This window comes from Pseudoxanthomonas kalamensis DSM 18571, from assembly GCF_010211745.1.
In the GTDB taxonomy this organism is placed as follows: domain Bacteria; phylum Pseudomonadota; class Gammaproteobacteria; order Xanthomonadales; family Xanthomonadaceae; genus Pseudoxanthomonas_A; species Pseudoxanthomonas_A kalamensis.
The window spans coordinates 416,882-428,635 of the sequence record NZ_PDWQ01000002.1; the positions used below are offsets into that span (position 1 = coordinate 416,882).

General features: G+C 69.1%; 14 protein-coding genes. 8 read left to right on the forward strand and 6 right to left on the reverse strand.

Going from position 1 to position 11,754, the window contains the following annotated elements; translation table 11 throughout:
- Positions 1–23 precede the first annotated feature (23 nt).
- Positions 24–1,361 carry a Xaa-Pro dipeptidase gene (gene pepQ / locus CSC70_RS05905; RefSeq protein ID WP_162455727.1) on the forward strand — a complete coding sequence of 446 codons (1,338 nt, stop codon included), beginning with the start codon at positions 24–26 and terminating at the stop codon, positions 1,359–1,361.
- Between the two features lie 12 nt (positions 1,362–1,373).
- Here the strand turns inward: pepQ and hda are convergent, their stop codons facing one another.
- Genes hda through CSC70_RS05920 form a run of 3 tightly spaced genes read right to left on the reverse strand, consistent with a single transcriptional unit; the run spans position 1,374 to position 4,412 of the window.
- Complete coding sequence (gene hda / locus CSC70_RS05910) at positions 1,374–2,084, reverse strand: DnaA regulatory inactivator Hda (RefSeq protein ID WP_162455728.1); 711 nt, start codon at positions 2,082–2,084, stop codon at positions 1,374–1,376.
- 8 nt (positions 2,085–2,092) lie between these two features.
- The gene (locus tag CSC70_RS05915; protein ID WP_162455729.1) at positions 2,093–3,292 is read right to left on the reverse strand and encodes an AI-2E family transporter; all 1,200 of its coding nucleotides are present in this window, start codon (positions 3,290–3,292) and stop codon (positions 2,093–2,095) included.
- Between the two features lie 25 nt (positions 3,293–3,317).
- Positions 3,318–4,412, reverse strand: coding sequence for a DUF2066 domain-containing protein (locus CSC70_RS05920; RefSeq protein ID WP_162455730.1), 1,095 nt, complete (start codon positions 4,410–4,412; stop codon positions 3,318–3,320).
- 194 nt (positions 4,413–4,606) lie between these two features.
- Between CSC70_RS05920 and purM the strand changes: the two genes are divergently transcribed.
- From purM to CSC70_RS05950, 6 genes are read left to right on the forward strand one after another with little or no spacing between them, the layout of a single operon-like run.
- Positions 4,607–5,632, forward strand: a complete 1,026-nt coding sequence (gene purM / locus CSC70_RS05925; RefSeq protein WP_162455845.1) for a phosphoribosylformylglycinamidine cyclo-ligase — start codon at positions 4,607–4,609, stop codon at positions 5,630–5,632.
- A gap of 7 nt (positions 5,633–5,639) precedes the next feature.
- Positions 5,640–6,260 (forward strand): DUF2238 domain-containing protein, encoded by a 621-nt coding sequence (locus CSC70_RS05930; RefSeq protein ID WP_162455731.1) that lies wholly within the window; start codon positions 5,640–5,642, stop codon positions 6,258–6,260.
- The gene (locus CSC70_RS05935) at positions 6,260–6,700 is read left to right on the forward strand and encodes a hypothetical protein (RefSeq protein WP_162455732.1); all 441 of its coding nucleotides are present in this window, start codon (positions 6,260–6,262) and stop codon (positions 6,698–6,700) included. The genes CSC70_RS05930 and CSC70_RS05935 overlap by 1 nt, the downstream gene beginning before the upstream one ends.
- Before the next feature lie 4 nt (positions 6,701–6,704).
- Entirely contained in the window at positions 6,705–7,367 is a 663-nt protein-coding gene (purN, locus tag CSC70_RS05940) for a phosphoribosylglycinamide formyltransferase (RefSeq protein ID WP_162455733.1), read from the forward strand.
- A 2-nt stretch (positions 7,368–7,369) separates the two neighbouring features.
- The gene (locus CSC70_RS05945) at positions 7,370–8,092 is read left to right on the forward strand and encodes a DUF3108 domain-containing protein (protein ID WP_162455734.1); all 723 of its coding nucleotides are present in this window, start codon (positions 7,370–7,372) and stop codon (positions 8,090–8,092) included.
- A 3-nt stretch (positions 8,093–8,095) separates the two neighbouring features.
- Positions 8,096–8,782, forward strand: coding sequence for a DUF3108 domain-containing protein (locus CSC70_RS05950; RefSeq protein ID WP_162455735.1), 687 nt, complete (start codon positions 8,096–8,098; stop codon positions 8,780–8,782).
- A gap of 10 nt (positions 8,783–8,792) precedes the next feature.
- Here CSC70_RS05950 and CSC70_RS05955 read toward each other — a convergent pair whose 3' ends face one another.
- Genes CSC70_RS05955 through CSC70_RS05965 form a run of 3 tightly spaced genes read right to left on the reverse strand, consistent with a single transcriptional unit; the run spans position 8,793 to position 10,656 of the window.
- Entirely contained in the window at positions 8,793–9,101 is a 309-nt protein-coding gene (locus tag CSC70_RS05955; RefSeq protein ID WP_170293801.1) for an EF-hand domain-containing protein, read from the reverse strand.
- Positions 9,101–10,372, reverse strand: coding sequence for a UDP-N-acetylglucosamine 1-carboxyvinyltransferase (gene murA / locus CSC70_RS05960; RefSeq protein ID WP_162455736.1), 1,272 nt, complete (start codon positions 10,370–10,372; stop codon positions 9,101–9,103). Before murA ends, CSC70_RS05955 begins: the two co-directional genes overlap by 1 nt.
- A 50-nt stretch (positions 10,373–10,422) precedes the next feature.
- Entirely contained in the window at positions 10,423–10,656 is a 234-nt protein-coding gene (locus tag CSC70_RS05965; protein WP_162455737.1) for a BolA family protein, read from the reverse strand.
- A gap of 53 nt (positions 10,657–10,709) precedes the next feature.
- Between CSC70_RS05965 and CSC70_RS05970 the strand changes: the two genes are divergently transcribed.
- Entirely contained in the window at positions 10,710–11,717 is a 1,008-nt protein-coding gene (locus tag CSC70_RS05970; protein ID WP_162455738.1) for a KpsF/GutQ family sugar-phosphate isomerase, read from the forward strand.
- Positions 11,718–11,754: the final 37 nt, after the last annotated feature.

Genomic DNA, 11,754 nt, shown 5'->3' on the forward strand with positions numbered 1-11,754 from the left:
TCTTCCGTTCATCGATGCCGTCCATGACCGCCGCCAGCAGCGCCGACCCGGGCGCCCTCTATCCCGACCATCTTGCCGCCCTGTGCCGGCATGCCGACGAAGCCCTGGCGCGCGGCGGCTTCGACCATCTGCTGGTGCCCAGCGGCTCCCTGCACTACCAGCTCTATGACGACCGCGACTATCCCTACGCGGTCAATCCGCAGTTCAAGTACTGGTTGCCGCTGACCCGGCTGCCGGACAGCTGGCTGGTCTATACCCCGGGCCGCAAGCCGACCCTGATCTACCACCAGCCGTTCGACTACTGGCACGTGGTGCCGCAAGCGCCGGGCGGATGGTGGCTGGAACACTTCGATGTCCACGTCATCCGCACGCCGGAGCAGGCGTTGCCGCTGCTGCCGGGGCCGGCCGCGCGGTGCGCCATCCTCGGCGAGGCGCAAAGCGCCTTGGGCGAATACATCCCCAACAACCCGGAAGCGGTCGTCCAGTACCTGGAATACCGGCGCTCGTACAAGACGCCTTACGAACTGGCGTTGATGCGGCAGGCACAGCGGCTGGCCGTGCGCGGACATCGCGCCGCCGAAGCCGCCTTCCGCGACGGCGCCGGCGAATTCGACATCCACATGGCCTACTGCGCCGCGGTTGGCCAGGACGCGAACGACCTGCCGTACGGCAACATCGTCGGCCTCAACGAACACGCCGCGGTACTGCACTACATGGATCGCGATACGAGCGCACCGGCGCAGTCGCGCAGCTTCCTGATCGACGCCGGCGCCAGCGCCTGCGGCTACGCCAGCGACATCACCCGCACCCATGCCCGCGACCGCGGCGGCGAGTTCCAGGCCATGATCGATGCCGTGGACGCCGTGCAGCAGGCGCTGGGGCGCGCGGTCCGTGCCGGCACCGACTACAAGCGCCTGCACCTCGACGCTCATCTGGCGTTGATGGGGGTGCTGAAGGACTTCGGCGTGCTGCGGGTGTCACCCGAGGCCGCGCTGGAAACCGGCGTCAGCGCCGCCTTCTTCCCGCACGGGCTGGGCCATCCGATCGGCCTGCAGGTGCACGACGTGGCCGGCTTCGCCGCCGACGACCGCGGCGGCCGCATCGAGCGCCCGCCCGGCCACCCCTACCTGCGCATGACCCGGGTGCTGGAGCCGGGCATGGTGGTCACCATCGAGCCGGGCATCTACTTCATCGACATGCTGCTGGAGCAAGTCAGGCGCAAGGGCCACGGCGACAGTATCGACTGGGATCGCGTCGAAACCTTCCGCCCTTGCGGCGGCATCCGCATCGAGGACGAGGTGCTGTGCACCGACGCCGAGCCGGAGAACCTGACCCGCCCGGCCTTCGCCGAAGCGGCCTGACCGGCTTCGCGATCAACCGGCGTCGGCCACGCCCAGCACCTGCTTCAGGAACGGCACGGTGACCCGCCGCTGCGCCGCCAGCGATGCGCGGTCCAACCGATCCAGCAGGCCGAGCAGCGACCCCGGATCGCGCGCGGTGCGGACCAGCAGCCATTCGACCGCCGCATCCTCCAGCACCAGTCCGCGACGCTGCGCGCGACCGCGCAACAACGCGCGGCGGCCTTCGTCGTCCAGCGGCTGCAGCCGGATCCGCGCGCACTGCGACAGCCGCGAGCGCAGGTCGGGCAGTACCAGGGGCAGCGCATCCGGCGCCGCGTCCGCGGTGTACAGCAGGCCGATGCCGGTATCGTGGGCGCGGTTGTGCAGGTCGAACAGCGCAACCTCGTCGTCACGACCGCCGACGACATGCTGCAGACCGTCCAGCACCACGACTTCGTTGCCGGCCACGGCCTGCAGCGCGTCGGCCACGCGCCCGGCGGCGGCCTGCAGCGGCAGGTAGGCGACCCGGCGACCGGCCTGCTCGGCGGCGGCGCAGACCGCCAGCGCCAGATGGGTCTTGCCGCTGCCGGCCGGCCCGTACAGGTAGCAGGCACGGGGATCGGTCTCGACCGCCAGCGCGCGCAACTGCGCCAGCGCGCCCGGAGGCGGCGACAGGAAGGTTTCGAATCGCTGCTCCGGCGGATATCGCAAGGCCAGCGGCAACTGCGGCGTGGGGCTGCCCATGGAGCCGGTCAGGCGTCCTCACCCTCGTTCGGCGACCCGGCTTCGGCATCGGTCAGCGGGTCGATATTCGCGCCTTCCGGCGATCCGGCGGACGCCAGCGCCGTGGCCGGCTGCGCACCGGCGTACAGCCGGCTCTGCGTGTAGCGCTCGTGCGCATAGCGCAGCAGCACGTTGGAAACCGCCGCCACCGGCAGCGCCAGCAGCATGCCGAGGAAACCGAACAGCTGGCCGCCGGCCATGATCGCGAAGATCACCGCCATCGGGTGCAGGCCAATGCGGTCGCCGACGATGCGCGGAGTCAGCACGTAGCCTTCCAGCATCTGGCCGACGACGAAGACCACGCCGACCAGCGCCAGCAACTGGATGTCCACGCCCTTGGCCTGCACCAGCGCCGCCAGCAGACCCAGCACGATACCGGTCGCCGTACCCAGATAGGGCACGAAGCTGATCAGGCCGGCGATGATGCCGATCAGCAGGCCCAGCTTCAGCCCGACCAGCGACAGGCCGATGGCGTAGATCGCGCCCAGCGCCAGCATCACCAGGAACTGGCCGCGCAGGAACGCGCCCAGCACCTCGTTGGATTCGGATGCCAGCCGCGACGCCGTGCCGATGTGGTCGCGCGGGATCATCGCCGCGACCCGTTCGACCAGCAGGTCCCAGTCGCGCAGGAAATAGAACGCCAGGATCGGCAGCAGCACGACGTTGGCGATCCAGGCCAGGAAGGCGAAACCGGAGCTGGACAGGTAACCGAACACCGCGGTGGCGATGCCGCCGGCCTGCTTCCAGTGGCTGCGGATCAGTTCGATCAACTTGTCGCTGTCGAACCAACCGGCCAGGGTGTAGCCGGTCCGCTGCTCCAGCCAGGGCAGCGCGGTGCCGACGAACCAGTCGCGGTACCCGGGCAACGCGTTGATCAGGGTCGAGACCTGCCGCTCCAGCATCGGCACCAGGATCACCAGCACCAGCGCCAGCAGCACCACCATCAGCAGATAGACCAGGGTCACCGCCATCGTCCGCGAACGACCGGCGCGCTGCAGGCGGTCGACCAGCGGGTCGCCCAGCCAGCCCAGCAGCGCCGCCATCGCGAACGGGGTCAGGATCGGCGCCAGCAGCCAGACGATCCAGCCGGCGACGAACGCCACCAGCCCCCATTGCAGGCGCTTGAGGAAGCGGGCGATGTCGGCATTGGCGTCGGTGGTCTCGCTCATCGGCGGCAGGTTCCTCGTGCGGTTCTCAGTACAGCCGGTATTCCGGGGTCGGCGTCGGTTCGCCCTCGGCCAGCTCGGCGACCGGTACTTCAACCAGTACCGCCGGGTCCACGCTGCTGCGGAACCCGTTCAGACCCGACAGCAGTTCCAGTTCCAGTTCCAGTCGTCCCGGCGTCGCCTGCAGCGGACGGATCCCGCGCACCACGCTCATCTTCTGCAGGGTACCGCTCAGGCGCAGGTAATCGTCGGTCGAATCGATACCGGTGAAGGCGACCCGATACTTGCCGGCCGTGCCGACCCCGCCCGCCTTGCGGTAACGCTTGATCAGCGCATCGGCCGCGCCATCGGCGCCCGACACCATCGCCCGGCGCGCGTCGCTGTCGCTGGCCGACCATTTCGACAGCACCTTGCCGTTGTCGACGAACACCCAGTCCGCGCGCCAGCCACCGCCGCTGCGGTACAGCTTGCCGATCAGCTGCATCGGCGGCTGGTAGCGCGAGGACGCGCGCGCCACGGCGGCGGTGTCCTGGCGCCAGATCGCCCCGACCAGCGCCTGTTCGGCGGCGTTGCCCGCCGGCAGGCCGAGCCGGTAGCCGCGCTCGATGGCCCGACTCAGCAGCGGGCGCACCGCATTGGCCTGCTTCAGCGCGGCCAGTCGCGGCCCGCTGCCGTCGTCGATCGCCAGCCAGGCCACCGGCTTCGGTCGCGGCTGCGGCCAGACCGGCAGCCCGAGCACGCCAGCCAGGGCATCGACTTCGGTCGGCTTGAAGCGCGCCACCAGCATGGTGCGGTAGGTCGGCGCGCCGCCGGGCGAGCTGCCCTGGTCCTGGCGGAAGTCGTAGCTGTCGATGTAATCGCGCGCCCGGCGCAGTTCCTGGGCGACGCCGGGGCGACCCATCGCGTTGCGGTCGCCACTGATCTTGCCCAGCACCACGCCCAGCGCGCGCGCCATGCCGCGCTCCAAGTCGGTATCGCTCTGGCTGGCGACCGGGACTTCGGCCTCGTACACGCCGCTGGCGCCGGCGCGGTCGCCTTCGGTCCGCAGTCCGCTCTGCGCCCAGGCCAGGCCGGCAAACAGGGTCAACGCGAATACGGTCAGCGGAACGGCGATACGGCGCATCTTGCTTCCTTGGGCCAGACGAAACGCCGGAAATCCACGTTCCCGGCAAGCGGGAATTGTTGCCCGAACCGGCTTCCGGCGCCACCGCCGGCCGCGGCGAGCGGGTGATCGGACGGCGATTCCCTTAGAATTCCGTCCTCGCCCGCACCCATGCCGATGCCGTGAACCAGCCTTCCTCCCCCGCCCCGGGCGGCATGACCTACCGCGACGCCGGCGTCGACATCGATGCCGGCAACGAGCTCGTCGAACGCATCAAGCCGCTGGTTCGACGCAGCTTCCGGCCCGAGGTGATGGGCGGTCTGGGCGGTTTCGGCGCGCTGTTCGACCTGTCCGGCAAGTATCGCGAACCGGTGCTGGTGTCGGGTACCGATGGCGTCGGCACCAAGCTCAAGCTGGCCCAGCAGCTGGGCCGCCATGACAGCATCGGCATCGACCTGGTCGGCATGTGCGTCAACGACGTGCTGGTGCAGGGCGCCGAGCCGCTGTTCTTCCTCGACTATTTCGCCACCGGCAAGCTGGACGTGGACACCACGGTAGCCGTGGTCGGCGGCATCGCCCGCGGTTGCGAGTTGTCCGGTTGCGCGCTGATCGGCGGCGAAACCGCCGAGATGCCCGACATGTACGGCCCCGGCGAGTACGACCTGGCCGGCTTCTGCGTGGCCGCGGTGGAGAAATCCGAGCTGCGCGACGGCTCGGCGGTGCGCGCGGGCGACGTGCTGATCGGCATCGGTTCCAGCGGCCCGCATTCCAACGGCTATTCGCTGATCCGCCGCATCTACGACGCCGCTGGTCGGCCCGCCGACCTGGACATCGGCGACGCGACGCTGGCCGACGCGCTGATGGAACCGACCCGGCTGTACGTCAAACCGGTGCTGGAGCTGCTGCGCGGTGCCCACGGCGCGGCCATCCACGGCATGGCCCACGTCACCGGCGGCGGCCTGACCGAAAACATCATCCGGGTGGTCCCCGACGGACTGGGACTGGAGATCGACGCCTCGTCGTGGACGCTGCCGCCGGTGTTCGACTGGCTGCAGCGCGAAGGCCGGGTCGCCGACAACGAGATGTGGCGCACCTTCAACTGCGGCATCGGCTTCGTGCTGGTCGCCGACGCCAGCCACATAGCTGCCATCGAAGTCGAACTCGAGCGACTGGCGCTGCCGCACTGGCGGATCGGCCAGGTCGTGCCCTCGACAACCGGCGAGCGGGTGCGAATCGGCTGATCCGGCCATGGCTCGCGGAAAACGCCTGATCCTGGTCGCGACCTGGGTGGTGTTCGCCATCACCTGGATCAAGCCGCTGTGGCCTCTGGAACAGGCGTTGCACAGCAGCCTGACCGTGGTCGGCCTGGTTTGGCTGCATCTGCACGATCGCCGCTGGCCGATGCGGATCGGCGACTTCGCCCTGGTCTGCGGCTTCATCGTCATGCACTGCATCGGCGCGCGCTGGATGTATTCCAACGTCCCTTACGAGCAGTGGCTGCAAAGTCTGCTGGGCTGGTCGCCCGGACAAGCCTTCGGCTGGCAGCGCAATCAATTCGACCGCCTGATCCACTTGCTGTACGGCCTGTGCCTGGCGCCCGCCCTGGTCCACTGGCTGTGCCAGCGTTGGCGGTCGCTGTCATTGCGTCAGGCGTTCGCGCTGATGCTGATGCTTATCATGTGCAGCAGCCTGGTCTACGAGTGGCTGGAGTGGGTGATCGCGCTGCTGCTGTCGCCGGAAGCGGCCGAGTCCTACAACGGTCAGCAGGGCGATATCTGGGATGCGCACGCCGACATGCTGCTGGCCACTATCGGCGCAGGACTGACCTATCCTTTCCTGCAGCACCGTTTCCCCGGATACCGCGATTGATGTCTGCCCCGCCCCCGCTGCCCGCCCCGCACGCCAACGCGATGCCGCCTTCGCGCGACGCCGCGGACCTGCGCACGCTGTCGATCCTGTTCCACGTGTACAACGCCCTGCAGTTGCTGGGCGTGTTGCTGATCGGCGGCCTGCTGGCCCTCGGCATCGGAATCGAACGCAGCAAGAACCTGACCGGACAAACATCGGAACAGGCGATCGGCGGGCAGATCCTGATCGGCATCCTCACCGTCGTGATCGTGCTCTCGCTGGTCATGCTGGTGCTGAAGTTCATCGTCGCCCGCGATCTGGCGCGGCATCGTCGCCACGGGCTGTGCCTGGCTGTTTCCATCCTGATCTGCCTGGACTTGCCGCTGGGCACCGCCCTGGGCATCTATGCCCTGGTCGTGCTGAACCGGCCTTCGGTCAAGGCGCTGTTCGGAACGCGCTGACGGCATGACTTCGCGTCTCGCCGTCCTCGTCTCCGGTCGCGGCAGCAACCTGCAGGCGTTGCTGGACGCCATCGCCGCCGGCACCCTGGATGCGGAAGTCGTCGGCGTGTTCTCCAACCAGCCGGCCGCGCCGGCCCTGCAACGGGTCGCCGAACCGCTGCGCTGGTCGGCCGAACCGAAAGCGTTCGCCGACCGCGCCGCCTTCGACCGCGCGCTGGCCGATGCAGTCGCGGCCACCGCGCCGGACTGGGTGATCTGCGCCGGCTACATGCGCATCCTGGACAGCGCCTTCGTCGAACGCTTCCGTGGTCGCCTGTTGAACATCCACCCTTCGCTGCTGCCGAAATACCGCGGCCTGCACACCCACCGGCGAGCGATCGAGGCCGGCGACGCCGAACACGGCGCCAGCGTGCATTTCGTGGTCCCGGAGCTGGATGCCGGCGCGGTGATCGCACAGGTTCAGGTGCCGCTCATCCCGGGCGACCGCGAGCACGACCTGGCCCTGCGCCTGCTGCCGCGCGAGCACGCCCTGCTGGTGGCGGTAGCGCGGCTGGCCGCCGACGGCCAGATCGCCGAAAGTGGCGGCGCGGTCCTGCTGGACGGTCAGCCCCTTTTCAGCCCGCTGCGCCTAGATTCCGCCGGAAACCTTTGCCGTCGTAGCGATTGAACATGCCGTTTCCGCGTCCCGCCATCCACTTCGCCGCCGTCCTGCTGGCCCTGGCCAGCGGCAGCGCCTGCGCGCTGGAACCGTTCAGCGCCCGCTACCTGGCCTTCAACGAAGGCAAGCAGGCCGGCGAAGCCACCCTGCAGGTCGTGCAGGAAGCCAACGACCGCTGGCGGATCAACCTGAACGTGCGCGGCAATCGCGGCCTGGCCGGCCTGCTGCGGCTGAATGCCGACCAGAGCACGGTTTTCCAGCTGGAAGACGATCGCTTCCGTCCGCTCGAACAGAGCACGGTCAAGCATGCGCTGTTCACCGGCCGCAAGGTCAGCGGCCGTTACGACTGGAACGCGCACCTGGCCCATTGGGAAGGCGACATCAGCAAGAAGCGCCGCGACCCGGTGCCGTTGCGCGACGGCGACCTGAGCACCTTGCTGATGAATCTGGCGGTGATCCGCGATGCGCAACCGGGCGCCACGCTGGACTACCGCGTGGTCGACAACGGCCGCGCGCGCGAATACCGCTATGCGGTCGCCGCCGACACCGAGATCGTCCAGGCGGACGACGAGCTGAGTTACGATGCCATGCGCGTGGCGCGCAGCAACGGCGGCAACGACGACACGATATTCTGGGTCGCCAGCGGCGTGCCGACCCCGGTCCGGATCCTGCAGCGCGAAGACGGCCAGGACGGACTGGACCTGCGGCTGGTCGATTACCAAGGAGTGCAATAAGCCATGTTCCCCGCACCGCGCCGCGGCCTGCCCCTGATCGTCGCCGCCCTGCTTGCGCTCGCCAGCGCGCCGGCGCTGGCCATCGAGGCCTTCACCGCCGATTACCAGGCCAGCTACATGGGCCTGCAGGCCGACGGCAGCATGTCGCTGTCGCCGCAGGCCGGCGACCAGTGGCAGTACACGCTGGAAATCCGCAACAACCTGGGCGTGCTCAGCCAGAGCACCCGCTTCGACGTGGTCGATGGCCAGTACCGCCCGCTCAGCAGCCTGGACAAGACCCTGCTGCTGGTGAAGCGCAAGACCGTGGAAACCACCTACGACTGGAACCAGCGCCAGGCGACCTGGAGCGGCGACGTCAAAGCCGACCGCGCCGGCCCTGCAGCCCTGCGCAACGGCGACATGGACGCGCTGCTGATCAACCTGGCCGTGATCCGCGACCTGGCCGCCGGCAAGCCGCTGAAGTACCGCATGGTCGAGAACGGCCGCGTTTCGCCGATGTCCTATCAGGTGTTGGGCAAGGAAACCATCAGCGTGGCCGGCAAACAGGTCTCGGCGACCAAGCTGTCGCGCACCAGCGGCCGCCGCGAAACCGTGGTCTGGGTGGCCCCGGACCTGCCGGCGCCCGCACGCATCCTTCAGCGCGAAGACGGCAAGGACAGCATCGACCTGCGCATCCGTTCCTGGAACTGACGGCGGACGATCACTCGGGGTCGCCGGCAAACGTGGTCTTGCACTCGACCCGGATCGTCTCGCCGCCGCGGCGCCAGTAATAGGTCTTGCAGGTACGCGGGCCGTCTTCGTTTTTCCTGACGCTGACCGCGTAGAACGCCTGCGCGATCTCGCCGCCGGTGACGGTGCCGTCCCCGTCCCAGTCCATCTGTTCGCTGCGCATGCCGCTGATGCCGGCCGCATCGGTGAAATACAGCCAGGCCAGCGCGATCAGCAGCAGGCTGGACAGCGCCAGCCAGACCCGCACCCGCCTGGACGACGAATTGCGTGCCGGCGACATCACGACACCCTGCGGATCTGCGCGCCGAGGCCACCAAGCTTTTCCTCGATGTTCTCGTAGCCGCGGTCCAGGTGGTAGATGCGGTCGATCACGGTCTCGCCCTCGGCGACCAGCCCGGCCAGGATCAGCGAGGCCGAGGCGCGCAGGTCGGTGGCCATCACCGGCGCACCGCTGAGCTTGTCCACTCCGCGCACGATGGCGGTATGCCCTTCGACGCGGATGTCCGCACCAAGCCGTTGCAGTTCCTGCACGTGCATGAAGCGGTTCTCGAAGATGGTCTCGTTGATGACGCCGACACCGTCGGCAATGCAGTTCAGCGCCATGAACTGCGCCTGCATGTCGGTGGGGAACGCCGGGTACGGCGCGGTGGTCAGGCTGACCGCCTTCGGCCGCTTGCCCTGCATGTCCACGGTGATGCTGTCGTCGTCGGACTCGACCGCGGCGCCGGCTTCCTTCAGCTTCTCCAGCACCGCGTCCAAGGTATCGGCGCGGGCCTGGCGCACGGTGACGCGGCCGCCGGTCATCGCCGCGGCGACCAGGAAGGTGCCGGTCTCGATCCGGTCCGGCAATACCGAATGGCGACCGCCCTGCAGCCGTTCGACGCCGTGGATGACGATGCGCGGCGTACCGGCGCCTTCTATCTTCGCGCCCAGTGCGTTCAGGCAATCGGCCAGGTCGGTGACCTCAGGTTCCATCGCCGCGTTCTCCAGCACCGTGGTGCCTTCGGCCAGGGTGGCCGCGGCCATCACGTTCTCGGTGCCGGTAACGGTGACCATGTCGAACACGAAGCGTGCGCCCTTCAACCGCGCCGCGCGCGCCTTGATGTAGCCGTTTTCGACCACGATGTCCGCGCCCAGCGCCTGCAGGCCCTTGATGTGCTGGTCCACCGGTCGCGAACCGATCGCGCAGCCGCCCGGCAGCGACACCACCGCCGCGCCATGGCGGGCCAGCAACGGGCCCAGCACCAGCACCGAGGCGCGCATGGTCTTGACCAGTTCGTAGGGGGCGACGAAACGGGTCACGCTGGTCGGGTCGATGGTGATGCCGCGCCCGCGCGCCAGCGTGCCTTCGTCGATGGTGATGCCCGCGCCCAGCTCGCCCAGCAGCTTGATGGTGGTGACCACGTCGTGCAGGTTGGGCACGTTGGTGATCTCCACCGGCGCGTCGGCCAGCAGGGTGGCGCACAGGATCGGCAGCACCGCGTTCTTGGCGCCGGAGATGACGACTTCGCCGTTCAGGGGCTGGCTGCCGGTGACGATGATTTTCTGCATGGGTTTCCGGGTGTGTCGTTGATGGGCGGGCGGGAACTGCGCCCGGCCCGCTAGGTGCCGGTTTCTTCCGGCGTCAATGTCTTCAGCTGCAGGGCGTGGATCTCGCCGCCCATGCGTTCGCCCAGGGTGGCGTAGACCATTCGGTGCCGGGCCAGCGGCAGCTTGCCGCGGAAGGCCTCGCTGACCACGGTCGCCTCGAAATGCACGCCGTCCTCGCCCTGCACCCGCACCTGCGCGCCGGGCAGGCCGGTTTCGATGAGTTCACGCAGGATTCCGGCGTCCAAAAGGCTTTCCTAATAGAATGGCCGGCCATTCTACCCTCAGCCGCGCCGCGCCCATGTCCCGCAACCTTCCGCCCGCCGATGCCCCCAGCGATGCCAGCCTGGCATCCAGCGGCCAGCGCGTGATCGGGCTGGAAGCCGAGGCCCTGCAGGCGCTGCAGGCGCGCATCGACGGCGCGTTCTCGGCCGCCTGCCGGCTGATCCTGGGCGCCCGCGGGCGCGTGGTCACCACCGGCATGGGCAAGTCCGGGCACGTGGCCCGCAAGATCGCCGCGACCCTGGCCTCCACCGGCACACCGGCCTTCTACGTGCATCCGGGCGAAGCCGGCCACGGCGACCTGGGCATGATCACCGACGCCGACGTGGTGCTGGCGCTGTCGTATTCGGGCGAGTCGGACGAACTGCTGACCCTGCTGCCGGTGCTCAAGCGCCAGGGCAATCGGCTGATCGCGATGACCGGCCGCGCCGGCTCCACCCTGGCGCGCGAGGCCGACGTGCATCTGGACGTGGCGGTGCCGGCCGAGGCCTGCCCGATGGATCTGGCCCCGACCAGCAGCACCACCGCCAGCCTGGCGATGGGCGATGCGCTGGCGGTGGCCCTGCTGGAAGCGCGCGGCTTCGGGCCGGACGACTTCGCCCGCTCGCATCCCTCCGGCAGCCTGGGGCGGCGCCTGTTGCTGCACGTGTCCGACGTGATGCACGACGGCGACGACATCCCCGCCGTGCCGCTCGGCGCCAGTCTGGCCGAAGCGCTGGTGGAAATCAGCCGCAAGCGTCTGGGCCTGACCGCGGTGGTCGACGGCGAAGGCCGGCTGCACGGCATCTTCACCGACGGCGACCTGCGCCGCACGCTGGATGCCGGCTCCACCGACATCCACGCCACCCGCATCGACGCGGTGATGACCCGCGACCCGGTCACCATCGGCGCACGCCAGCTCGCCGCGGAAGCCGCGCACCTGCTCGAGGAGCGCAAGATCGGCAGCGGCCTGGTCGTGGTCGACGACGCGGGCAAGGTGATCGGCGCGCTCAACATTCATGACCTGTTGCGTGCCCGCGTGGTGTAACCGGGCCTGTGAATCCCGAACGCCCACTCCCCTCACC